The following is a 22,370-nucleotide window of genomic DNA, read 5'->3' on the forward strand; positions in this document are numbered from 1 at the left end:
CCGTTCTCCCTGCCTTGCTTCGATTACGACTTGCCGTAGGAGCCCTGGTAGCGGCCCTCGCGGATCGCCTTCAGTGTCTCCTCCTCGCGCGTGATCTGGGCACGCACCGCCTCCAGCAGCGCCGCAGCGCCCGCGGCGGGAAATGACACCACGCCGTCTTCGTCGCCCACCACGATGTCGCCGGGCGAGATCACGCTGCCTCCGATCGAGACCGGCACGTTGATCTCGCCGGGGCCGTTCTTGTAGGGGCCGCGATGGATCACCGCGCGGGCGAAGCAGGGAAAGTCGTCGCCGGCGAAGGCCGCGACATCGCGGATGGCGCCGTCGATCACATAGCCTTCCGCTTTGCGCCACTGTGCGATGTTCTTCATGATCTCGCCGACCAGCGCCCTTGTCTCGTCGCCGCCGCCGTCGACCACGATGACGTCGCCGGGGCCGACCAGCTCGAGCGCGCGGTGGATGGCGAGATTGTCGCCGGGCCGGGTGCGCACCGTGAAGGCCGTCCCCACCAGCTTGCCGCCGCGATGATAGGGCTTCAGCCCGACCGCGCCGGGCAGACGGGCGAGATTATCGGAAATGATCGAAGTCGGCGCGACCCGAAAACCCTCGATGATGTCGGTCGGCGGCTTCGGCACGCTGTTGGCAGCGATGGTAATGGTCATACGTTCAGTCCTTCCGTGATTTCTCTTAGTCGGCGTGCGCCTTCGAAGGCGTCATCCGGAACGCGCGCCCCTCCTTCATCCACGCCGCGCGCTCGTCGCGCAACAGTGTGCGGCGAACTTTTCCGGAATCATCGCGCGGTGGCGCGCTGACGATCTCAAAACTCTCGGGATGCTTGTAGCGGCTGAGCTTGTCCTTCAAAAAATCCGCCATGCCGTCGGAGATCGCCTGACCGTCAGCGCCGGCCTCCAGCTCGATGATGGCGTGCACGCGCTGGCCGAATTCCGGATCGGGCAACCCCACCACGACGCAGGAGCGCACGCCGGGACAAGCGGAAACCGCAGCCTCGACCTCGGCCGGATAGATGTTGGCGCCGCCGCGCAGCACCATATCGGCGAGACGGTCGCCGAGATAAAGATAGCCCTCTGCATCGAGCCTGCCGATATCGCCGAGCGATTCCCAGCCGTCGGTGCGGCGCTTCGGCTCGGCGCCGAGATAGTGATAGGTGGCGTCAGTGCCCTCATTGTTGAGGAAATAGATCTCGCCGGTCTCGCCCGGCGCGACGTCCTTGCCGTCCTCGCCGACGATACGTAAGCGCGCCATCTCGCCGATCTTGCCGACCGACCCCTTGTGCGTCAGCCATTCCGTGCCGGAGATGATGCACGAGCCCTGCCGCTCGGTGCCGCCATAGAGCTCCCAGACCCGCTCCGGTCCGAGCCAGGCGATCCAGTTCTCCTTCAACCAGGGCGGCATCGGAGCCGCCATGTGGAACACGGTCTGGAGGCTCGACACATCGTAGGAATTGCGCACGTCCTCCGGCAGCGCCCAGATCCGGTGCATCATGGTCGGCACGAAATTAACCCATTGCACGCGCTCGCGCGCGATCAGCCGCAGCGTTTCCTCGGCGTCGAACTTGACGAGACCAGTGAGCCGGCCGCCGCCGAACAGCGCATAGTGCGACAGGATGAACGGCGCATTGTGATAGAGCGGCCCCGGATTGAGCAGCGAGGCGCCGGTGGGGATGTTGAGCGGCAGCGGGGCGACGGTGTCGGTCACGGCCGGATGGTGATCGAGGATCACTTTTGGGCGGCCGGTCGAGCCGCCGCTGGTCATGGCCTTCCAGTAGCGCGCCACCGGCGGGTTGAGCTGCTCATCGGAAAAACCCTCCGGCACGAAATCGGCAGGCAACCGGTTCGGCGCATTCCAGTCGGCTTCGCCGCCGACCACCAGCGCCGGCTTCAAAATGTCGAGCACGGCAGCGGCTTCGCCGCGCGGCAGCCGCCATGACAGCGAGGTCGGTGTCGCCCCGCATTTCCACACCGCAAACGAGGTCTCGAAGAATGCATTGCCATTGGGCAGGCCGATTGCGACAAAATCGCCGGGCTTGACGCCCTTCGCCGCGAACGCCCGGGCGCGCCTGTTGGCGCCGCGTTCGAGCTCGTCCCATGTCAGCGTGTCCTGCCCATGGCGGACGGCGATCGTGCCTTGCGGTTTGCGTTGCGCGTACCAGCGCGGCACGTCGGACAGGGGCAGCAGCATCAGGCGTTTCCAGTTCGTCTTCTTGGCGCCGCCTCAGGGCGAGGCGGTCACGGGACGAAGTGTAACAGCCGGAGCCAACCCTTCAAGGTGCCTGCCTTCAAGGTGCCCGCCTTCAAGGCATCCGCATCAGCGCTCCGCTCCGCAGCCCGGAATATCGAACAGCGCCGCAAGGCCGCATTTCGAGGTCAGCATCTTGTCACCGTCATGGCCGACGCCGGCGACGTCCCACACCCTGTGATTGGGTGTGCCGTGGTCGCGCTTCGCCATCGCGTCCACATAGGCGTGACCGCGGGCGTAGCGATAAGGGCCTTGTGCCTTGGCCATGCAGCTCTTGTCGAGCGCAGGATGCTCCGGATTGGTGTCGAGCGTGCCGAGCAGGTAGATCACGTCACGCTCGACATAGCGCTGCTCGAGCGCAGCCGGCGTCGCGTCGGCGAGATAAAGCGGGCGTTCGTCCATGCCGTATTTCCAGTTGTTGTAGCCCGGACAGGACGCAGCAATCGCGGGCACGGGCCGATCGGCACTGAAATACGCATAGGACGACGGGTTGGCGACGACGTAGCGGACATCAATGTGCTGACGCGACAGCGCCGCCTCGCCTTTGCCGGCGATGGCGTAGCGCTGCGCGACCTGGCCGCCGCCGGAATGACCGGCAACCACGACCTGCTTCAGATTCGGGAAGATGCGCCGGTCGGACAATTTTGCGAGGATCGCATCCAGCGCCTCGAAAGAAGAAACCGGGTTCGGCGCAAGCGCCGCATCGCCGCCCTCCCAATCCCTCCAGCGACCAGCGCAGTGTTTCCGCCGGCAGCTTGTGCGCTTCGATATCAATCTCCGCCAGGAACTGCGGCACGATCATGATCGCGCTCTTGCCATCATTGCCCGCTGCGACCTGCGCGGTGTTGGCTGAAATATAATATTCGTCGGCGTTGCGCAGGCGTCCGTGCAGCACGATGATCGCGCGAGAGATCGCCGGTAACGGCATCGACCAGTCGCTGGACACGTAAAGCGGCAAAATGCCCTGCCCGCCGACCGAAAGCCGCGCATCGGCAATCGCCTTCACCGGCTTGCGGTTGGGAGCATCCTCATCCGCGGCGCGCGCATGGCCGCAAATGAGCGCCAAAGCGATTACGGCAAGACCGGCCAGCGCTCTCATGTCGTCCCCCTCGAATTCAAATCGACCAAACTCTACGCGCATCGGATAGTGCGCGGCTGTGACTGCCGCGCCACGTCAAGCAAAAAATGTCAGCATCCCAGCCATGAAATTCCCGGGTTCCATGGGTGACAAGCCGGCGATAAAGGGGCAAAAATCTGTTCCGACTCAGTTCGGGTTGAGTTTTGCAAGGAATGCTCTCGTAGAATGTCGGACGTAGTTGCATCGCGTCGCGCGGCGCCGCTTATCGTTGCCGCAGCAGGGTTTTTTCTGCTGACGTCGTCGCATGTCCACGCCCAATGGTGGAAGCGCGCACCGGTCGATTTCGAGGAATGCGCCGACGCGGCCGAGAAAGCCGCGACCAAGGCCGAGAAGACATCAGCACTTGCCGACTGCAACGCCAAGTTCGCCGGCCGCCGCAAGACCGGCGGTGGCTACACCTATTACGACTTCCTGCAAGACCGCACCTTCGACATCGCCGGACCCAATCCGACGCCGGAGGAGCAGAAGAAGATCGACGAATCCTACACCGCCTATCTCGCCAATCAGCGCCGCAGCACCGTCGTGGCCGATGCCCTCGCGCGCCAGCAACAGGAACAACAGGCGCAACAGATCCAGCAGGTGGCGCTGCGCACCGAGGTCGAGCGCGTGCCCGTTCCGGTCGAGCGGCCCAAGGTCTTACAGGCCGGCGGCGATCCGCGATCACGGCAAAAGGGCGCGAACTGCACCAAGAGTGCATTCTCCTGCGAATGGCCGCGCCTGTCGGAGGGATTGAGCGATCTGAAGAAGATGTTCAGCCCGACGCCGAGCAAGCCGGCGAAGAAGGGCTGAGTTTGCCATGCCGAATGTAGGGTGGGCAAAGGCGCGCCCTTCGCGCGCCGTGCCCACCACCGAACAGCTGGAGAAAATGGTGGGCACGCTTCGCTTTGCCCACCCTACAACTCCGCCGTCAGTTCGTGTGCTTCTTCTTGGTGTGCCTGGGTGTCGCCACCGGCGCAGCGACTGTTGGTGAATTGCCCAACGCCGACCTGCTCTCCTGCAATCGCCTGTCATAGCCGGGAGAGTTCATGACGGTCGGCGGCCTTGCCTCCGCGATCGTCGATCCGCCACAGAACGCGGCCAGCGCGAGCCCGACTATCAAACGACGTTTCATCGCGCTCCTCCATCAACCGCCGCGAATCTGCTGCGGCGTCAGCCCGGGCGGGCCCGCGGCCGCCGTCTCGGCGTCCCTGATCAGCGCAACAATGCGGCGCATCAGCGGCACATCGACATTGTTCTGCTCGGCCAGCGCAATGACCGCACCCTGGAGGTAGTCGATCTCGGTCCGGCGCCCCTGCTTCAAATCCTGCCACATCGAGGAGCGCGCCTCTGGATCGATCTTCATCGTCCGCCCCAGGATCGCGCTGAAGATCATATCGGGCAACCTCAGCATTGTCGGCATCCAGTTCGGCGGGATCGGCGTCGCCGAGGCCGGCGTGATGCCGGCAGCCTTCAGTGTGGCGAGCCCTTCCGCCATCTGGTCGGCAAACAATTTTCGCCAGTCGCGGTTCGCCAGTTGCGCGGCGAGCGGCATGTCGGACAACGCGCTGAGCGCGTTGTTCAAATTGATGATCAGCTTGCCCCATTGCACGCCGGTGATGTCACGGCTCGCGCGCACGGCGAGACCGGGCGCCGAGAGTGCCGCGGCCGTGTTGTCCGCATCTTCGCCGACATGAATGTCGCCCGAGGTCGAACGATGGAAGCGGCCCTCGCCCATCGCGATCACGTTGAACGGCACCATGCCGGCGAGCACGCGCCGACCGCCGAGCCGCTGATGCAGCGCGGCGACATTGCCGACGCCGTTCTGAAGGGAGACGATGACGGCATCCTGCGGCGCATGCTGCGCGATCTGGTCCGCGACATCAGCGGTGTCGGCGCTCTTCACGGTGACCAGCACGATTCCGGCGCTGTGGAAGATCGCGGGATCGTCCGACAGTGCGAGCTGGCCGGCGCCTAACTTCTGCTCGGAGCCGTCGAAATCGGTCAGCCGCAGGCCGAACCGCTCGATCTCGGTCTTCACCCGCGGCCGCACCAAAAGCGCGACGCGACGGTCGGCGGCGGCCAGCTGGCCTCCGACAAAACAGCCGATGGCGCCCGCGCCGGCCACCACGATCGATCGATCCGTAACCACCTGGCTTGCTCCCTGAATGACCGGCCCTCGATAGCAGAGCCGACGCTGGCTGCCCATCGCCCGGTTGCGGCGCAATCGCCTTGTAACCGTCATGAGAGCCTCATATGTTTTCGACAGGGGCTTGTTACCGGCAAGAGAACGCCAAAGGAGAACGCCATGGGTTTACTCGACGTCCTCAACGGCATGCAGAACGGCCCTCGCGGCCCGAGCGCGCCGAGTTCACAATCCTCATCCAGCGGCGGCATGTCGCCCATGACCATGGCGATCCTTGGTCTGCTGGCCTGGAAGACTTTCAAGCATTTGACGGCAGGCCAGCCGGGCGCAGCGCCGCAGACGGCGCCGACTTCTGTGCCGCCGCCGGTGAATGCGGGCCCGGGCGGAGGCCTAGGTGGCGCGCTTGGAGGTGCTCTTGGCGGAGGCGGCGGCCTCGGTGATGTGCTCAAGGGTGGCCTCGGCGGCCTGCTTGCGGGCGGCGCGGCCGGCAGTGTGCTCAGCGGCGGGCTCGGCGATCTCCTCAACCAGCTTCAGCAGGGCGGCCACGGCGAGACCGCCAACACCTGGGTCGGCAAGGGCGAGAACAAGCCTATCGCCCCCGGTGATCTCGCCAATGCACTCGGCGCCGATCAGATCCAAAGCCTCACCGCCCAGAGCGGCCTGTCACGCGACGAGCTGCTCTCCGGCCTCAGCCAGTATCTGCCGCAGGTGATCGACCATTTGACGCCGGACGGACGGCTGCCGACCGAGAACGAGATCTCGGACCGAGTCTGATTTTAGTCAAACCGAGGGGAGCACTGACATGAGCATGGGCGGCATCTTGTGGATCATCGTCGTCGGCTTCGTCGCCGGCCTTATCGCACGCTGGCTGGCGCCGGGGCCGAACAACCCGTCAGGCTTCATCCTGACCACCATCCTCGGCATCGTCGGTGCGTTTCTCGCGACCTTCATCGGCCAGGCCATCGGCCATTACGGTCCTGACCAGGGCGCCGGCTTCATCATGGCCACCATCGGCGCCGTGGTAGTGCTGTTCATCTGGCACCGGCTGGTGGCGAGCGGCGTGATCAAGGGGTAGCCCATCTCGCCCGGCAAATTCTTGCGTCGTCCCGGCGAAGGCCGGGACCCACCCACAGGATTGGGTTTGGCGAAGACTCGTAGTTGTCAGTGTCGCGTCGCAACGGCCATTTGTGGTTATGGGTCCCGGCCTTCGCCGGGACGACAACTTTGTTTGACGCGCCCGGGGGACGTCACCCCGGCACAGTTACGTAATCACGTCACCAAATGCATCCCGGCATCCATGCGCACGATCTCGCCGGTCATGTTGCTCGACGCCGGCATCGCCAGGAAGCAGACGAGCTGGGCGATATCATCAGCGGTTGAGGCGACCTTGAGCGGCACCTTCGCGACCACACTGTCGCGCACCTGCTTGGCGCCGGCCTCGCCGCGACCCTTGGTGAACCAGGGCGTGTCGATATAGCCGGGGCACACCGTGTTGACGCGGATCAGCGGCGCCAGCGCACGTGACAGCGACAGCGTCATCGTGTTCAGCGCGCCCTTGCTTGCAGCGTACGCAATCGACGAGCCGACGCCGCTGATGCCGGCCACTGAAGAGACGTTCACCACTGCCGACGGCCGCCCCGACGCCTTCGCGCCGGCCTCGAGCAGGCTGCGCGCGGCACGTACCATCTGGAACGGGCCGATGGTGTTGACGCCGTAGAGTCGCTGGAAATCTTCAGCCGACAATCCATCGAGGTCGGCATGCGCGACGTGCTTGGTAGTGCCGGCATTGTTGACGAGGATGTCGAGCCGGCCCCAGGGCGCTGCTGCCGCCACGATCTTGCGGCAATCCTCGTCGCGCGAGACATCGCCTTGCGCGACCAGAACTTCCGCCGCGCCCGCCTTGCGGCAGACTTCCGCGGTCGCCTCGGCTTCCTTCTGGCTCGAGGAATAGTTGATGACGAGCCGCGCCCCACTCCGCGCGAGAATTTCAGCGGTCGCTGCGCCGAGCCCGGATGCCGACCCCGTCACGATTGCGCACAAACTGTCCTTTGCCATCCGGATTTCCTTCCCCGTTATTAAATTGCCGACGCCCTGTTTAGCGAGTTTGCCGCGCCCTGCAAATCGAGCAAACTCCGCTAAGCGGAATTAGTCCAGATCGGTTCTTGTCCCCATGCCGACGCCGCAGATGGACCTGCGATCCACGCTTGTCAGAGCCATGGCTTTTTCCGATCATCCGGCGCAAGAAGAGACTGCGCGGCGGCCCATCGGGCGGAACGCGCCAATGGTAAAACACGGGGAACGCTGTGGCGGAGAGTGACAATATCGTCGTCGAGACCGCGGAGAAAATCTTCGCCGATCTCGCCGATCCGCAGACCATCAACAACGACAAGAAGAATTCGTGGCAGGCGCCGCTGTGGCAGGCGCTGAGCGAAGCCGGCCTGCCGCTGTCCTGGGTGCCGGATGACCTCGGCGGCTCCGGCGCGAGCCTCGCTGACGGTTTTGCGCTTCTCAACGCCGCCGGCCGTTTCGCCGTCGCGGTTCCCCTGGCCGAGACCATGCTCGCAGGCTGGCTGCTCGCGCAAGCGAAGATTACATCACCCGAAGGTGAGATGACGGTGCTGCCGGCGTCTCCGAAGGATCGCATCACGCTCGCCCCAGACGGCTCGCTCTCCGGCCGCGCCCGTGGCGTGCCGTTTGCGAAAGCGGCCAGGCATTTTGCGGTGCTGGCGCACGGCAAGGACGGCTTCTCGATCGCATTGGTCGACGTGAGCAAGGGCCGGATCGAATCCGGGCTCAATGTCGGCTACGACCATAGCGACACCGTTACGCTCGACAAAGTCCAGCCCGTCACCATCAAGCCCGCGCCAAAGGAGTTTGACCAAACCACAATGATGCTGATGGGCGGTGTCGCGCGCAGCCTTCAGATCGCCGGCGCGCTGGAAGCGATGCTTGACATCTCCGTGCGTTACTCCAACGAGCGCGTCGCCTTCGAGAAGAAGATTTCGAAATTCCAGGCCGTGCAGCACAATCTCGCGCGCCTCGCCGGCGAGTCCGCCGCAGCGTTGGCTGCCGCAACGTCAGCAGCCGACGCCATTGCGAACGCAAAGTCGTTCGACGACGAGGTCTATCTCGAAGCCGCGTCGGCAAAGATCCGTTGCGCCGAGGCAGCAGAGAAAGGCGGCGGCATCGCGCATCAGGTGCACGGCGCCATCGGCTTCACCAACGAGCACATCCTGCACCGCTATTCGCTGCGGGCGTTGGCCTGGCGCGACGATTTCGGTTCGGAGAGCCACTGGGCCGTCGAGCTCGGCAAGCTCGTCGCCAATCGCGGCGCCGATGAATTGTGGCCGCTCGTGGCGTCGCGCTGATCAGGAGACGAGACACAAATGACCGCTGCCCTCCGTTTCGATCCGATCCGCCTGCCCGAGAAGTGCGAGCAATTGCGCAAGGAAGTGCGCGCCTTCCTCGCCGAGGAAATCGCCGCCGGCACCTTCGATCCGCACAAGCCCAATCGCGAAGACACCGACGCGCCGGAATTTTCCCGCCGGGTCGGCGCCAAGGGCTGGCTCGGGATGACCTGGCCAAAAAAATATGGCGGCCAGGAGCGCTCCTTCCTCGAGCGCTACGTCGTGACCGAGGAAATGCGTGTGGCCAATGCGCCGACGCGCCGCTTCTTCGTCGCCGACCGCCAGAGTGGGCCGGTGCTGATCAAATACGCGCCTGAGCACATCAAGATGGAGATTTTGCCGCGCATCTGCCGTGGCGAGATCTGCTTTGCCATCGGTATGAGCGAGCCGAATTCAGGCTCCGATCTGTTCGCCGCAAAAACGCGCGCGACCAAGACCGACGGCGGCTATCTCATCAACGGCACAAAGATCTGGACGTCGTCGGCGCATATCGCCGATTACATGATCGCGATCTTCCGGACCTCGCAGCCGACCAAGGAAAACCGCCGCCATGGCCTGACCCAGTTCCTGGTCAAGATGAAGCAGCCGGGCATCCAGGTGAATCCGATCGGCCAGATCACCGGCCAGTACGAGTTCAACGAGGTCGTCTTCACCGACTTCTTCGTGCCCGAGGATCACGTGCTGGGCGAAGTCGACGGCGCCTGGAAACAGGCGACGAGCGAGCTCGCTTACGAGCGATCGGGCCCCGAACGTTTCCTCGAAACCTATTACGTGCTGACCGAGCTGGTCCGCGCGGTCGGTCCCAACCCTGACACACGCAGCGCCGAAGGCATCGGAAGGCTGGTGGCGCAACTCCACACCATGCGGCGGATGTCGGTCTCTGTCGCCGGCATGCTGCAAGCCGGCAAGGAGCCGGTGGTGGAGGCCTCCATCGTCAAGGACATCGGCACGGTCTGGGAGCAACAACTTCCGCACCGCGTGCGCGATCTCGCCGCCTTCGTCGAGGAGACCGCGACCAACCGCGAGACGCTGGAGCGGCAGCTCGACTTCGCCATCAAGACCGCACCGAAACTGACCATCCAGGGCGGCACCACCGAGGTGCTGCGCGGCATCATCGCGCGCGGACTTGGGCTCCGCTAAATCTTCGAGGATCATCATGAGCACCTATAAAGATATCGGCGTCGAGAAGGTCGGGCATGTCGGCACCATCGAAATCCGCCGCCCGCCGCTCAACTTCTTCGACATCTCGCTGATCAACCAGATCGCGGACGCACTCGACGAGTTCGATCGCGACATCGAGATCCGCAGCTCGGTGCTCTCAGCACAGGGCAAGGCGTTCTGCGCCGGCGCCAATTTTGGTGACCCGGCGCGGCAGGCGCAGGAGGCCCGCGAGGCCGAGAAGACAGCCAAGGGCGACCCGGCCGACAACCTCGGTCCGATCAACCATCTCTACCTCCAGGCCGTCCGCATCTTCCGCGCCAAGAAGCCGATCGTCGCCGCCGTACAGGGTGCGGCCATCGGCGGCGGTTTGGGCCTCGCAGTCTCGGCTGATTTCCGCGTCACCTGCCCCGAAGCGCGCTTCTCCGCGAATTTCACCAAGCTCGGCTTCCATCCCGGCTTCGGCCTGACCGTGACGCTGCCCGAGCTGATCGGCAAGAACAACGCTGAGCTGATGTTCTACACCAGCCGCCGCGTCACCGGCGAAGAAGCGGTCAAATGGGGCCTCGCCAACGAGCTGGTGCCGCAGGACCAGGTGAAGGCAGCCGCGATGAAGCTCGCCGGCGAGATCGCCGAATGCTCCCCGCTCGGCCTCGTCTCCACCCGCGCCACGATGCGCGCAGGCTTGGCCGATCGCGTCATGGCTGCGACCAATCACGAGCTCGAGGAGCAGACGCGGCTGCGCGCGACGGAAGATTTCAAGGAAGGCGTCAAAGCCACGGAAGAGCGGCGCGCGGCGAATTTCAAGGGACGGTGATTGCGGCGGCGTATTGCTGGGATGCCCTCTCTCAACCCGTCATCCTGAGGCGCGAGCTGTGCGGTGCGCAGCGCCGTACAGGGAGCCTCGAAGGATGAACGGCCCCGCCGGTGGCCGTCGCCCTTCGAGGCTCGCCGAAGAGGCGAGCACCTCAGGGTGACGGATCACTACAATCAACTGATGCGGAACGTCACGCCGCCCAGCAGGAATTCATTGCCCGCGACCGCAAGTCCTCTCGCCCTGGCGGCATGCAGCACACCCGCAATGTCCGCAACACGAAACTCCAGCGCACTCATGATTTCGCTGGCGCCCTTCACGAAGCGGAAGCTCGCATTGGGCAGTTTCAATTCGGCGTCGCCACCCGGCGTAACACCAATGATCTTCCCCCAATGCTCCGCCAACCCTTGCGGATCCGGGCTCTGCATCTCCACGCCCGTCAGTGCCTGCGTCACATCCTTGCGGATGAACTTCTGCCAGTCCGGCCCCGCGGGCGGATACGCGCCCAGAATGTCGTCGCTGCCTTCGGTGTGGTTGAACTCGATGAAGGCGGCGCGACAGTCGCGGGGGTGGAGCTGTACGCCGTGATAGGGCGCGTGGTCGATCACGTTCGCCGTGCGCACGCCCAGCGCATTGGCGTTGCGGCCGCGCTCATCGGGGTCATTGCAGCAGAAGATCGCCATATAGCCGCCGCGCCCGCCGCTCTTCTCGATGAAGCGGCTGGCCGTGGTGCCGTCCTTGAACGGCGCCACCACCTCCAGCAGAATCGTGTCGACCGGGAGCAGCGCGTTCTCGAGACCGTATTTTGCGACATTGCCGTCGCGATAGCAGACGGCGAGACCCATGATCTCGGCAATGTCGGAGATCACCGGTGCGAGCTGCGGCGCGACCAGGCAGATCTGCCGCAGCCGCATATAGGGCGCCATGGTCATGCGCCCTTGAAGGTCGGCTTGCGCTTCTCGACGAAGGCCTTCGCGGCCTCCTTATGGTCCTCGGTGTCGCCGCAGCGGGTGTGATGGATCGCCTCGCCGTCGAAGCAGTCTTCCAGCGCAAGATGCTCGGCATTGTTGATATTGCGCTTGATGAAGCCGAGCGCGATCGACGGACCCTGGGCCAGTGACAGCGCGAGCTCGTGCGCGGCCGCATCGATCTCGGCGTCGGGCACGACCCTCGTCACCATGCCGATCGCATGCGCCTCCTTCGCGGTGAGCACCGGCGAGGTCAGATAGAGCTCGCGCGCCCGCGCGCTGCCGAGCAGCTGGGTCAGGAAATAGGTGCCGCCGTAATCGCCGGAGAAGCCGACTTTTGCGAAGGCGGTGGTAATCTTGCAAGATTCGCTGGCGACCCGGAGGTCGCAGGACAGTGCCATCGAGAGGCCGGCGCCGGCCGCCGCACCATCAAGCTGCGCCACCACGGGCTTCGGCATCTGATGCAGGATGCGCGAGACCTCCATGCCGCGGCGCAAATTTGCAAGCTTTTGTTCGAACGGCAGCGGTGCACGGCCCTCCGCCATCGACTTGACGTCGCCGCCGACGCAGAAGCTGCCGCCCGCGCCCTTGAACAGCACCGCACGCACCTCCGGATCGTCGGCCGCGCGTCGCGCCGCCTCGACCAAGCCGCGCACCATGTCTGGATTGAGCGCATTCTTGCGCTCGGGGCGGTTCATGGTGATGGTGAGCAGCCCGCCTTCGAGCTTTTGCAGGACCATGTCGTTGCTCATGGGTGTCTCCCTTATTGTTGTTTTGCTCGGTCTCTCACCACACTCGTCATTGCGAGGAGCGAAGCGACGAAGCAATCCAGACCGTCTCTACGGAAACATCTCTGGATTGCTTCGCTTCGCTCCTCGCAAAGACGAGGTTTATTTTTTGACCAGCGGGCAGCGCGACTGCTCCAGCGATTGGAACGCCTCGTTGCCGGGCACTGTGGCGAGCAGCTTGTAGTCGTCCCAGCGGCCTTTTGACTCCGACGGCTTCTTCACCTCGAACAGGTACATGTCGTGCACCATGCGGCCGTCCTCGCGGATCTTGCCGTTCTTGGCAAAGAAGTCGTTGATCGGCGTTTCCTTCATCACCTTCATCACGGCCGCAGAGTCGGTCGTACCGGCCGCCTTCACGGCCTTCAGATAGTGCGTGACGGAGGAATAGACGCCGGCCTGCGCCGACGTCGGCGGCCGTTTCATGCGCTCGGTGAACCGCTTCGAGAATGCGCGCGTGTCGTCGTTGAGGTCCCAGTAGAAGGCCTCCGCCAGCAGCAGGCCCTGCGCGGTCTCCAGTCCGATCGAGTCGATATCGGTGACGAAAGCGAGCAGCGGCGAGATTTTCTGGCCGCCTTTCATGATCCCGAACTCGGCCGACTGCTTGATGGCGTTGACGGTGTCGCCGCCGGCATTGGCAAGCCCGATCACCTTGGCCTTGGAGGCCTGCGCCTGGAGCAGGAAGGAGGAGAAGTCCGACGTGTTTAGCGGATGCCGCACGTTGCCCAGCACCTTGCCGCCGGTCTTGACGACGACGTTGCTGGTGTCCTTCTCGAGATCCTGGCCGAAGGCGTAATCGGCGGTGAGGAAGAACCAGGTATCAAGCCCCGACTTCACGGCGGCAAGGCCGGTCACGTTGGCCTGGCCGAACGTGTCGAACACGTAGTGCACGGTGTAGGGACCGCAGGCCTCGTTGGTGAGGCGGATCGATCCGGGGCCGTTGAACATGATAATCTTGTTGCGCGCTTTCGCGATCTCGCCGGCGGCAAGCGCGGTCGCGGAGGCCGCTACGTCGTAGATCATCTCGACGCCCTGGTTGTCGAGCATGTCGCGGGCAATGTTGGCGGACAGATCGGCCTTGTTGAGATGGTCGGCGGCCAGCACCTGGATCTTGCGTCCCAGCACCTCGCCGCCGAAATCCTCCACCGCCATCTTGGCCGCAGTCTCGCTGCCCGGACCGGTGATGTCGGCATAAAGGCTCGACATGTCGAGGATACCGCCGATCTTCAGGGGCGGCTTGTCCTGGGCCTGCACCGCGCTCGCACTCAGGGCGAACGACGCCGCAAAAATGCCCGACAAAATTTTCTTCATCAAAAAAAGACCTCCCTTGATCGCGCCGCGCTCTATTGGCGGCTTGATTATCGCTGTTGCCGCAATCATGCCGCATGGGCGAGAGCGCAGCAAGCGCGGTGCGTTACCAAGATACGATTGGCACACGTGTTTTCCGCAAAGCGGAATGGTGGAGTGCCGCAAAATGTCTCAACTTCGTCATTGCGAGCGGAGCGAAGCAATCCATACTGTCTCCACGGAAAGATTTTGGGTTGCTTCGCTCCGCTCGCAATGACGGAGTGTGAGGAAGCCCCTTCGCCGCTTGCTCGATTTGCGTTAAGAGTAGAACGCAGCTCAACCTCTCCGGGCAACGTGAAGCGAACGACTTTCCTGCTCATTGCCGCAACATTTCTGCTTGCGTCGCGCCATGCCGCGCTCGCGGCGGCCTGCCAGTTCGAGTCTCAGGGCGAGGGTCGTGTCGCAGCAATCGTCGATGCGCGCAGCGTGCGCCTCGATGACGGGCGCGAAATCCGCCTCACCGGCATCGAGCCGACGGGGACGACGAAGCAGGCGCTGACCTCGCAGCTCGTCGGCCGCGACGTGACGCTGCGCGGCACCGACGACACGCCCGACCGCTATGGCCGCCAGGGCGCGCTCATGTTCGTCGCTGAGAGCGATACCTCCGTGCAGGCCATGCTGCTCGCCCAGGGCGACGCACTCGTCTCCGCCGAGATTGCGGACAAGGGCTGCGCGGCCGCCCTGATGGCGGCGGAGGCCGAGGCGCGGCGGCAAAAAAAGGGCAACTGGGCTGACCCGTCGGCCATAAAAAACGCGGAAAGTCCGGACGATATTTTGGCCGGGATCGGGCGCTTTATGGTGCTCGAGGGCAAAGTCCTGTCGGTCCGGCAAGCTGGGGCAGTGACCTACCTCAACTTCGGTCGGAACTGGACACGCGGCTTCGCCGTGACTATTTCAAGGCGCACGTTGCCGGCGTTTGAAAGCGCCGGAATGACCCTTAAGTCCCTGGAAAATAGGCGTATTCGCGTTCGGGGCTGGGTTGAGGGGACGACGGGGCCGCGTATCGATGTGCTTCGGGTGGGACAGGTCGAGTTGCTGGGCGCAAACGAGCCAGGGGTAAGGCCCTAAAGGGCCAGGCACGGGTTAGACGACGTGAATGGGGTGCTAGGACGGCACGGACGAGGTGATGGCCGCCGCCTGCGGGCTGCGCCGGCCGTGCTATGCCTTGTGCTGGGTACAGCCCTCGCCGGCTGCGGCGACATGAACCGGTTCCAGACCGCGGCGACGACGCCGACAATCGCGATGCCCAAGCCGAAGCCGGCCGTCGCCCAGACCCCCGCCACCGAAAAGGAGCACGAGCGCATCCTGGCGAGCTATGGCGGCACCTATGACGACCCCAGGCTCGAATCTCTGGTCAGCAAAACCGTCGACCGGCTGGTTGCCGCCTCCGATCGTCCCGACCAGGGCTACAGGGTCACCATCCTCAATTCCGGCGCCGTGAACGCCTTCGCGCTGCCGAACGGACAGCTCTACGTCACGCGCGGACTTCTTGCGCTTGCAAGCGATACGTCGGAATTGTCCTCGGTGCTGAGCCACGAGATGGCGCATGTGCTGTCCAAGCACGCGGCGATGCGCGAGGACCAGGCCCGCCAGGCCGCGATCGTCACTCGCGTCGTCACCGACATGAGCACCGATCCCGATCTCACCGCGCTCGCACTCGCCAAGACCAAGCTGACCATGGCGAGTTTTTCGCGCAACCAGGAGTTCGAGGCTGACGGCATCGGCGTCGGTATCTCCGCCAAGGCACATTTCGACCCGTATGGCGCGGCACGTTTCCTCTCGGCGATGGAGCGCAATGCCGAGTTGAAGGCCGGCAAGACCACGCTCGATCCGCGCGCACAGGATTTCACCTCGTCGCATCCGGCAACCCCCGAGCGCGTGCAGAACGCGCAGACGATCGCGCGGCAATACGTCGCCCCGGAAGGTGGCGAGCGCGACCGCGAGAGCTACCTCGCCGCGATCGACAACCTCGTCTATGGCGAAGACCCCAGCGAAGGCTTTGTCCGCGGCCGGCGTTTCCTGCATCCCAAGCTCGGCTTCACCTTCCAGGCGCCGGACAATTTTACGCTCGACAACACTGCGCAGGCGGTGATCGGCGTGCGCGAGGGCGGCTCGCAGGCGATGCGCTTCGACGTGGTACGGGTGCCGGCCGAGCAGTCGCTCGGCGATTACCTCAATTCGGGCTGGATGGAAGGCGTCGAGAAGGCCTCCATCGAGGATATCACCATCAACGGCTTCCCGGCCGCTTCCGCTACTGCCAAGGGCGATCAGTGGCAGTTCAAGATCTATGCGCTGCGCTTCGGCAGCGACGTCTACCGCTTCATCTTCGCCACGCGGCAGAAGTCGACCGAGAGCGAGCGCAATGCGCGCGAGACCGTCAATTCATTCCGCCGTTTGACGCTCGAAGAGATCCAGGCCGCGCGTCCGCTGCGCATCAAGGTCATCACCGTGCAGCCCGGCGACACTGTGGAATCGATGTCCCACCGCATGGCCGGCGTCGATCACCCCGCCGAACGCTTCCGTGTGCTGAACGGCCTCGACGCGCATGCGCAGGTGAAGGTGCGCGACCGCGTGAAGATCGTGACGGATTGAGGCGCGGTCTGGTAGCTCCAGCGTGCTTCAACAACTCTCAGTGGGGTAATGGGTCCTGGCTTTCGCCAGGACGACATCCGGGTGAATTTTTAAGCGCCCGCGTCCATATCCCCGGCCTCGCGCTGGCCACTGAGCCAGAGCGCGAGCAGTGTCCAGAATGCGCCGGACAGGAGATACGCGCCCGAAGCGATGACGCCGAGATTGGTGGCGAGCAGCAGCGCGACGAGCGGAGCGAAGCCTGCGCCGAACAGCCAGGCCATATCGGAGGTCAGCGCCGAGGCCGTGTAGCGGTAGGCCTGTTTGAAGTTCGAGGCGATCGCGCCGGAGGACTGGCCGAACGATAGGCCGAGCAGGATGAAGCCGATCACCATGTAGATGGTCTCGCCGAACGCGCCGGCGTCAAGCAACTGCGGCGCGAAGCCGCTATAGACCGCGATCGCGATCGCCGATCCCATCAGCAGCGGCTTGCGGCCGACGCGGTCAGCGATGACGCCGGAGGCCACGATCGCGGCGACGCCGAACACCGCGGCGACGATCTCGATGATCAGGAAGCGCACCGGGCTTTCGCGGGTGAACAGAAACACCCAGGACAGCGGAAACACGGTGACCATGTGGAACAGCGCGAAGCTCGCCAGAGGCGCGAACGCGCCGAGCATGATATTCTGGCCTTCACGCGCGACCGTCTCGGAGATGCGCGAGGGCTGCAATTCGCGAGTCTCGAACAGCGAGGCATATTCCTCGGTCGTCACCATGCGCAGGCGCGCGAACAGTGCCACGACGTTGATGGCGAAGGCGACGAAGAAGGGATAGCGCCAACCCCAGTCGAAGAAATCGTCGGCCGACAGGTTTCCGGCGAAATAAGCGAACAGCGCGCTCGCCACGATCAGCCCGAGCGGCGCGCCAAGCTGGGGCACCATCGCGTACCAGCCGCGCTGGGAGGGTGGCGCATTCAGCGCCAAGAGCGAAGCCATACCGTCCCAGGCGCCGCCCCAGGCCAGACCCTGTGCGATACGCGCCAGCGCGAGCAGCCAGATCGCGGCACTACCGATCTCGTGATAGCCGGGCAGGAACGCGAGCGCGACGGTGGCGGTGCCGAGCAGGAACAGCGCCGAGACCAGCTTGGCCGTCTTGCCGTATTCCCGATCGACCGTCATGAAGATGACAGTTCCGATCGGCCGCGCGATGAAGGCCAGCGCGAAGATCATGAAGGCATAGAGAGTGCCGGTCAGCTCGCTGGTGAAGGGGAATACCAAGCGCGGGAACACGATCACCGAGGCGATCGCGTAGACGAAGAAGTCGAAGAATTCCGAGGTCCGGCCGATGATGACGCCGATGGCGATCTCGCCGGGACTGGCCTGGTCGTGGCCGTGCTCGCCCGAGTGGATGTCTGCCATTGCGGGGGTCTGTGCCGTCGCCATGCGTGCGCCCTTAACGTCCTGAAAACCAAAGCCGACCACCCGGCGGGCGCCGGGCAATCTGCCCTTGTGTGGCCCAACATTCCGCACTGCAACATTGGACAAATTGTCCAATGTGCGGATTGCTGCGCCGCAGCTACCCATTGGTCCCGCAAAGGAAACTCATTCTCATAAGGCTTGGCCGTGTCACGTCTCAAGATCCTGGCGCTACTACCCCTGGCAGTTGCGCTCAGCGGCTGCAACTACGTCGTGCTGGCGCCAGCCGGCGACATCGCTGCCCAGCAGCGCGACCTCGTCATCATCTCCACCATCCTGATGCTCCTGATCGTCGTCCCCGTGATGGCGCTGACGGTGCTGTTCGCCTGGCGCTACCGCCAGTCCAACACGTCGGCCCGCTACGAGCCGGAATGGGACCACTCGACCAGCCTCGAACTGGTGATCTGGTCGGCGCCGCTGCTCATCATCGTCTGCCTGGGCGCGCTGACCTGGATGGGCACGCATCTGCTCGACCCCTACCGCAACATCGGCCGCATCAACGCGGAACGCGCAGTGGACCAGTCCAGGGCTCCGCTCGAAGTCGACGTCGTCGCGCTCGACTGGAAGTGGCTCTTTATCTACCCCGATTACGGCATCGCCACCGTCAACGAGCTCGCCGCGCCGGTCGATCGCCCGATCAACTTCCACATCACCGCGTCTTCGGTGATGAACTCGTTCTACATCCCCGCACTGGCCGGACAGATCTACGCGATGCCGGGCATGGAGACATCGCTCCACGCCGTGATCAACCACGCCGGTACCTACAAGGGCTTCTCCGCGAACTACAGCGGCGCCGGCTTCTCCGGCATGCACTTCAACTTCCAGGGCCTCGACGACAAGGGCTTCGACGCCTGGATCGCCAGCGCCAAATCCGCCGGCGGCTCGCTCGGCCGCACGGAATATCTCAAGCTGGAAAAGCCGAGCCAGAACGAGCCGGTGCGCCGCTGGGGCACCATCGATTCCGATCTCTACCGCCTGATCCTCAACATGTGCGTCGAGACCGGCAAGATGTGTCAGAGCGAGATGATGGCAATCGACGCCAAGGGCGGTCTCGGCCATGAGGGCCTGAACAACACGCTGCCGCTGGCCTACGACAAATATGCCCGCCGCGGCACCGCGCTCGGGCCCGAGCCGACCTTCGTCGCCGGCACCTGCACGCCCGACGCGCCGCAAGGCGCCGCGACGACGGCGGCCATCAAGGCCCCCATCGACACCGCGCCGCTCATCGGCGCCGGCCTGAAGCGGCCAACCTTCACGCCGCTCAAGTCCTCGTCCTTCTTCCTCGGACAACGTCCGAAGTCAGACTCCTGAGAGAGCACGCATGTCTCCTGATCTTCTCAAGCTCATCTTCGGCCGGCTCAGCATCGATTCGCTGCCGCTGCACGAGCCGATCCTGGTCGGTACCTTCGCGATGGTCGCGCTCGGCGGCATCACGCTGCTCGCCGGCCTGACCTATTTCCGCCTCTGGGGCTATCTGTGGCGCGAATGGTTCACCAGCGTCGACCACAAGCGCATCGGCATCATGTACATGATCCTCGGCATCGTGATGCTGCTGCGCGGCTTCGCCGACGCGCTCATGATGCGCGCGCAACAGGCGCTCGCGTTCGGCGGCTCCGAGGGTTTCCTCCCCGCCCATCACTACGACCAGGTGTTCACGGCGCACGGCGTAATCATGATCTTCTTCGTGGCGATGCCGCTGGTCACGGGCCTGATGAACTTCGTCGTACCGCTCCAAATCGGCGCGCGCGACGTATCGTTCCCGTTCCTCAACAATTTCAGCTTCTGGATGACGGTCGGCGGCGCGGTGTTGGTGATGGCCTCGCTGTTCATCGGCGAATTCGCCCGTACCGGCTGGCTGGCTTATCCGCCGCTGTCGAATATCGGCTACAGTCCTGACGTCGGCGTCGACTATTACATATGGGGCCTCCAGGTCGCGGGCGTCGGAACGACGCTGTCCGGCATCAATTTGATCTGTACCATCGTCAAGCTGCGCTGCCCCGGCATGACCATGATGAAGATGCCGGTGTTCACCTGGACCTCGCTCTGCACCAACGTCCTGATCGTCGCCTCCTTCCCGGTTCTGACCGTCGTGCTCGCGCTGCTCACGCTCGACCGCTATGTCGGCACCAACTTCTTCACGAACGATTTCGGCGGCAGCCCGATGATGTACGTGAACCTGATCTGGATCTGGGGCCATCCCGAGGTCTACATCCTGGTTCTCCCTGCCTTCGGCATCTTCTCGGAAGTGACCTCGACCTTCTCCGGCAAGCGGCTGTTCGGCTACACCTCGATGGTCTACGCCACGGTGGTCATCACCATCCTGTCGTACCTGGTCTGGCTGCACCACTTCTTCACGATGGGGTCGGGCGCCAGCGTCAACTCGTTCTTCGGCATCACCACGATGATCATCTCGATCCCGACGGGCGCGAAGATGTTCAACTGGCTGTTCACGATGTATCGCGGCCGTATCCGCTTTGAGCTGCCGATGTTGTGGACGATCGCCTTCATGCTGACCTTCGTCCTCGGCGGCATGACCGGCGTGCTGCTCGCGGTGCCGCCGGCCGATTTCGTCCTGCACAACAGCCTGTTCCTGATCGCTCACTTCCACAACGTGATCATCGGCGGCGTGGTGTTCGGCGCGTTCGCCGGTATCAATTACTGGTTCCCGAAGGCATTCGGCTTCAAGCTCGATCCGTTCTGGGGCAAGCTGTCGTTCTGGTTCTGGGTCACGGGCTTCTACCTCGCCTTCATGCCGCTCTATGTGCTCGGCCTGATGGGCGTGACCCGCCGGCTTCGCGTGTTCGATGATCCGTCCTTGCAGATCTGGTTCATCATCGCCGGCATCGGTGCCTTCCTGGTCTTCCTGGGCATTCTCTCGATGCTGATGCAGTTCGCCGTCAGCTTCCTCAAGCGCGAGCAGCTCAAGGACGTCACCGGCGATCCCTGGGATGCACGCACACTGGAATGGGCGACCTCCTCGCCGCCGCCCGCCTACAACTTCGCTTTCACCCCCGTCGTTCACGACAACGACGCGTGGTGGGACATGAAGCGCCGCGGCTATCGGCGTCCGCTGACCGGGTTCAAGCCGATCCACATGCCGAGCAACACCGGCACCGGCATCATCCTCGCCGGCTTTGCCACCGCGATGGGATTCGGCCTGATCTGGTACATCTGGTGGCTTGCGGCTGCGAGCTTCATCGCAATGCTCGCCGTCGGGATCGGTCACACCTTCAACTACCACCGCGACTTCGACATTCCGGCCGATGATGTCGTCCGGGCCGAAGACGCGCGCACCCAACTGCTCGCCGGAGCCAAGTAAATGACGATCGCTGTCAATCCCACCCAATCCGGCGAGCCGCTCTTCTACCTCGCCGACGAGCACCCGCACCCCGAAGGCTACAGCACCTCGCTCGGCTTCTGGATCTACCTGATGAGCGACTGTCTCATCTTTGCGATCCTGTTTGCGACCTTCGGCGTGCTCGGCAGCAACTATGCCGCCGGCCCGGCGCCGAAGGATCTGTTCGACCTGTCGCTGGTCGCGGTGAACACCTCGATGCTGCTGCTGTCGTCGATCACCTACGGCTTCGCCATGCTGACGATGGCGCAGAACCGCATCGGCCAGACGCAGATGTGGCTCGCGATCACCGGCCTGTTCGGCCTCGCCTTCATCGGTATCGAGCTCACCGAATTCGCCCACATGATCCATGAAGGCGCGACGCCGCAGCGCAGCGCCTTCCTGTCCGCCTTCTTCACGCTGGTCGGCACCCACGGCCTGCACGTCTCCTGCGGCCTGATCTGGCTGGTGACCTTGATGGTGCAGGTCTGGAAGTTCGGCCTGATCGAGGCCAACCGCCGTCGCCTGATGTGCCTGTCGATGTTCTGGCACTTCCTCGACGTGGTCTGGATCGGCGTCTTCACCTTCGTCTATCTCCTGGGAGTTCTGCGATGAACACCGACACCCACGCCGCCCACGCGGATCACCACCACGACGACCATTCGCACGGCTCGCTCTCGACCTATCTTCTCGGCTTCGTGCTCTCGGTGGTGCTCACCGCGATCCCGTTCTGGCTGGTGATGAGCGGGGCGCTGCCGAGCAAGCAGATCACCGCACTCGTCATCATGGCCTTCGCGGTCGTGCAGATCGTCGTGCACATGATCTACTTCCTGCACATGAACACCAAGTCCGAGAACGGCTGGAGCATGATGGCGCTGATCTTCACCATCGTCATGGTGGTGATCGCGCTGTCCGGTTCGCTGTGGGTGATGAACCACCTCAACAGCAACATGATGCCGATCCATGAGATGACCGGGATGAAGTGAGCGGGACTCTGA

General features: G+C 64.0%; 21 protein-coding genes and 1 pseudogene. 12 read left to right on the plus strand and 10 right to left on the minus strand.

What is annotated here, in order from left to right; translation table 11 throughout:
- Positions 1-23: 23 nt before the first annotated feature.
- The 3 genes and pseudogenes from UB31_RS24035 to UB31_RS24045 form a co-directional block, all read right to left on the minus strand.
- A complete protein-coding gene (locus UB31_RS24035) occupies positions 24-662 on the minus strand; it encodes an RraA family protein (protein ID WP_045012674.1) in 639 nt (212 codons plus the stop codon).
- A 25-nt stretch (positions 663-687) separates the two neighbouring features.
- A complete protein-coding gene (locus tag UB31_RS24040; protein WP_045012675.1) occupies positions 688-2,199 on the minus strand; it encodes an AMP-binding protein in 1,512 nt (503 codons plus the stop codon).
- A 126-nt stretch (positions 2,200-2,325) separates the two neighbouring features.
- Positions 2,326-3,355, minus strand: a pseudogene (locus UB31_RS24045) (alpha/beta hydrolase).
- Positions 3,356-3,559: 204 nt separating this feature from the next.
- Here UB31_RS24045 and UB31_RS24050 point away from each other — a divergent pair.
- Positions 3,560-4,183 (plus strand): hypothetical protein, encoded by a 624-nt coding sequence (locus tag UB31_RS24050; RefSeq protein ID WP_045012676.1) that lies wholly within the window; start codon positions 3,560-3,562, stop codon positions 4,181-4,183.
- Between the two features lie 118 nt (positions 4,184-4,301).
- On the opposite strand, the gene UB31_RS40630 is transcribed toward UB31_RS24050, so the two are convergent.
- Entirely contained in the window at positions 4,302-4,505 is a 204-nt protein-coding gene (locus UB31_RS40630) for a hypothetical protein (RefSeq protein ID WP_082078600.1), read from the minus strand.
- A 12-nt stretch (positions 4,506-4,517) separates the two neighbouring features.
- On the minus strand, positions 4,518-5,522 hold the full coding sequence (locus UB31_RS24055; RefSeq protein ID WP_045012702.1) for a 2-dehydropantoate 2-reductase: 1,005 nt from the start codon (positions 5,520-5,522) through the stop codon (positions 4,518-4,520).
- 156 nt (positions 5,523-5,678) lie between these two features.
- Between UB31_RS24055 and UB31_RS24060 the strand changes: the two genes are divergently transcribed.
- Entirely contained in the window at positions 5,679-6,290 is a 612-nt protein-coding gene (locus UB31_RS24060; protein ID WP_045012677.1) for a YidB family protein, read from the plus strand.
- Positions 6,291-6,318: 28 nt separating this feature from the next.
- On the plus strand, positions 6,319-6,591 hold the full coding sequence (locus UB31_RS24065; protein WP_197087151.1) for a GlsB/YeaQ/YmgE family stress response membrane protein: 273 nt from the start codon (positions 6,319-6,321) through the stop codon (positions 6,589-6,591).
- Positions 6,592-6,785: 194 nt separating this feature from the next.
- On the opposite strand, the gene UB31_RS24070 is transcribed toward UB31_RS24065, so the two are convergent.
- Positions 6,786-7,571 carry an SDR family NAD(P)-dependent oxidoreductase gene (locus tag UB31_RS24070; RefSeq protein WP_045002293.1) on the minus strand — a complete coding sequence of 262 codons (786 nt, stop codon included), beginning with the start codon at positions 7,569-7,571 and terminating at the stop codon, positions 6,786-6,788.
- Positions 7,572-7,819: 248 nt separating this feature from the next.
- On the opposite strand from UB31_RS24070, the gene UB31_RS24075 reads away from it, so the two are divergent.
- The 3 genes from UB31_RS24075 to UB31_RS24085 are packed head-to-tail and all read left to right on the plus strand — an operon-like array spanning position 7,820 to position 10,898.
- Positions 7,820-8,884, plus strand: a complete 1,065-nt coding sequence (locus tag UB31_RS24075) for an acyl-CoA dehydrogenase family protein (RefSeq protein ID WP_045012678.1) — start codon at positions 7,820-7,822, stop codon at positions 8,882-8,884.
- 18 nt (positions 8,885-8,902) lie between these two features.
- The gene (locus UB31_RS24080; protein ID WP_045002291.1) at positions 8,903-10,063 is read left to right on the plus strand and encodes an acyl-CoA dehydrogenase family protein; all 1,161 of its coding nucleotides are present in this window, start codon (positions 8,903-8,905) and stop codon (positions 10,061-10,063) included.
- Between the two features lie 16 nt (positions 10,064-10,079).
- On the plus strand, positions 10,080-10,898 hold the full coding sequence (locus tag UB31_RS24085; RefSeq protein ID WP_045012679.1) for an enoyl-CoA hydratase/isomerase family protein: 819 nt from the start codon (positions 10,080-10,082) through the stop codon (positions 10,896-10,898).
- A gap of 173 nt (positions 10,899-11,071) precedes the next feature.
- On the opposite strand, the gene UB31_RS24090 is transcribed toward UB31_RS24085, so the two are convergent.
- The 3 genes from UB31_RS24090 to UB31_RS24100 form a co-directional block, all read right to left on the minus strand.
- Entirely contained in the window at positions 11,072-11,821 is a 750-nt protein-coding gene (locus UB31_RS24090; RefSeq protein WP_045012680.1) for a VOC family protein, read from the minus strand.
- 2 nt (positions 11,822-11,823) lie between these two features.
- Positions 11,824-12,615, minus strand: coding sequence for an enoyl-CoA hydratase (locus tag UB31_RS24095; RefSeq protein ID WP_045002289.1), 792 nt, complete (start codon positions 12,613-12,615; stop codon positions 11,824-11,826).
- 138 nt (positions 12,616-12,753) lie between these two features.
- The gene (locus UB31_RS24100) at positions 12,754-13,959 is read right to left on the minus strand and encodes an ABC transporter substrate-binding protein (protein WP_045012681.1); all 1,206 of its coding nucleotides are present in this window, start codon (positions 13,957-13,959) and stop codon (positions 12,754-12,756) included.
- 249 nt (positions 13,960-14,208) lie between these two features.
- On the opposite strand from UB31_RS24100, the gene UB31_RS24105 reads away from it, so the two are divergent.
- Both UB31_RS24105 and UB31_RS24110 read left to right on the plus strand, forming a co-directional pair.
- Complete coding sequence (locus tag UB31_RS24105; RefSeq protein WP_045012682.1) at positions 14,209-15,063, plus strand: thermonuclease family protein; 855 nt, start codon at positions 14,209-14,211, stop codon at positions 15,061-15,063.
- A gap of 132 nt (positions 15,064-15,195) precedes the next feature.
- Positions 15,196-16,587: a M48 family metalloprotease gene (locus UB31_RS24110; RefSeq protein ID WP_045012683.1), complete on the plus strand. Its 1,392-nt coding sequence runs from the start codon at positions 15,196-15,198 to the stop codon at positions 16,585-16,587.
- An 89-nt stretch (positions 16,588-16,676) separates the two neighbouring features.
- On the opposite strand, the gene UB31_RS24115 is transcribed toward UB31_RS24110, so the two are convergent.
- The gene (locus tag UB31_RS24115) at positions 16,677-18,005 is read right to left on the minus strand and encodes an MFS transporter (protein ID WP_045002285.1); all 1,329 of its coding nucleotides are present in this window, start codon (positions 18,003-18,005) and stop codon (positions 16,677-16,679) included.
- Positions 18,006-18,185: 180 nt separating this feature from the next.
- Here UB31_RS24115 and cyoA point away from each other — a divergent pair, with 180 nt between their 5' ends.
- Genes cyoA through cyoD form a run of 4 tightly spaced genes read left to right on the plus strand, consistent with a single transcriptional unit; the run spans position 18,186 to position 22,358 of the window.
- On the plus strand, positions 18,186-19,349 hold the full coding sequence (gene cyoA / locus UB31_RS24120) for a ubiquinol oxidase subunit II (protein ID WP_045012703.1): 1,164 nt from the start codon (positions 18,186-18,188) through the stop codon (positions 19,347-19,349).
- A gap of 10 nt (positions 19,350-19,359) precedes the next feature.
- Positions 19,360-21,357 (plus strand): cytochrome o ubiquinol oxidase subunit I, encoded by a 1,998-nt coding sequence (cyoB, locus tag UB31_RS24125; RefSeq protein WP_045002284.1) that lies wholly within the window; start codon positions 19,360-19,362, stop codon positions 21,355-21,357.
- Positions 21,358-21,987: a cytochrome o ubiquinol oxidase subunit III gene (gene cyoC, locus UB31_RS24130; RefSeq protein ID WP_045002283.1), complete on the plus strand. Its 630-nt coding sequence runs from the start codon at positions 21,358-21,360 to the stop codon at positions 21,985-21,987.
- The gene (gene cyoD / locus UB31_RS24135) at positions 21,984-22,358 is read left to right on the plus strand and encodes a cytochrome o ubiquinol oxidase subunit IV (RefSeq protein ID WP_045002282.1); all 375 of its coding nucleotides are present in this window, start codon (positions 21,984-21,986) and stop codon (positions 22,356-22,358) included. The genes cyoC and cyoD overlap by 4 nt, the downstream gene beginning before the upstream one ends.
- Positions 22,359-22,370 lie beyond the last annotated feature (12 nt).

It is taken from the genome of Bradyrhizobium sp. LTSP849, from assembly GCF_000938255.1.
Taxonomy (GTDB): Bacteria; Pseudomonadota; Alphaproteobacteria; order Rhizobiales; family Xanthobacteraceae; genus Bradyrhizobium.

Bases quoted from the DNA above. Each gene is read 5' to 3' on its own strand.
- UB31_RS24035 (WP_045012674.1), bottom strand. From the start codon at position 662: ATGACCATTACCATCGCTGCCAACAGCGTGCCGAAGCCGCCGACCGAC.
- UB31_RS24040 (WP_045012675.1), bottom strand. From the start codon at position 2,199: ATGCTGCTGCCCCTGTCCGACGTGCCGCGCTGGTACGCGCAACGCAAA.
- UB31_RS24050 (WP_045012676.1), top strand. From the start codon at position 3,560: ATGTCGGACGTAGTTGCATCGCGTCGCGCGGCGCCGCTTATCGTTGCC.
- UB31_RS40630 (WP_082078600.1), bottom strand. From the start codon at position 4,505: ATGAAACGTCGTTTGATAGTCGGGCTCGCGCTGGCCGCGTTCTGTGGC.
- UB31_RS24060 (WP_045012677.1), top strand. From the start codon at position 5,679: ATGGGTTTACTCGACGTCCTCAACGGCATGCAGAACGGCCCTCGCGGC.
- UB31_RS24065 (WP_197087151.1), top strand. From the start codon at position 6,319: ATGAGCATGGGCGGCATCTTGTGGATCATCGTCGTCGGCTTCGTCGCC.
- UB31_RS24070 (WP_045002293.1), bottom strand. From the start codon at position 7,571: ATGGCAAAGGACAGTTTGTGCGCAATCGTGACGGGGTCGGCATCCGGG.
- UB31_RS24080 (WP_045002291.1), top strand. From the start codon at position 8,903: ATGACCGCTGCCCTCCGTTTCGATCCGATCCGCCTGCCCGAGAAGTGC.
- UB31_RS24085 (WP_045012679.1), top strand. From the start codon at position 10,080: ATGAGCACCTATAAAGATATCGGCGTCGAGAAGGTCGGGCATGTCGGC.
- UB31_RS24090 (WP_045012680.1), bottom strand. From the start codon at position 11,821: ATGGCGCCCTATATGCGGCTGCGGCAGATCTGCCTGGTCGCGCCGCAG.
- UB31_RS24095 (WP_045002289.1), bottom strand. From the start codon at position 12,615: ATGAGCAACGACATGGTCCTGCAAAAGCTCGAAGGCGGGCTGCTCACC.
- UB31_RS24100 (WP_045012681.1), bottom strand. From the start codon at position 13,959: ATGAAGAAAATTTTGTCGGGCATTTTTGCGGCGTCGTTCGCCCTGAGT.
- UB31_RS24105 (WP_045012682.1), top strand. From the start codon at position 14,209: ATGACGGAGTGTGAGGAAGCCCCTTCGCCGCTTGCTCGATTTGCGTTA.
- UB31_RS24110 (WP_045012683.1), top strand. From the start codon at position 15,196: ATGAACCGGTTCCAGACCGCGGCGACGACGCCGACAATCGCGATGCCC.
- UB31_RS24115 (WP_045002285.1), bottom strand. From the start codon at position 18,005: ATGGCGACGGCACAGACCCCCGCAATGGCAGACATCCACTCGGGCGAG.
- cyoB (WP_045002284.1), top strand. From the start codon at position 19,360: ATGTCTCCTGATCTTCTCAAGCTCATCTTCGGCCGGCTCAGCATCGAT.
- cyoC (WP_045002283.1), top strand. From the start codon at position 21,358: ATGACGATCGCTGTCAATCCCACCCAATCCGGCGAGCCGCTCTTCTAC.
- cyoD (WP_045002282.1), top strand. From the start codon at position 21,984: ATGAACACCGACACCCACGCCGCCCACGCGGATCACCACCACGACGAC.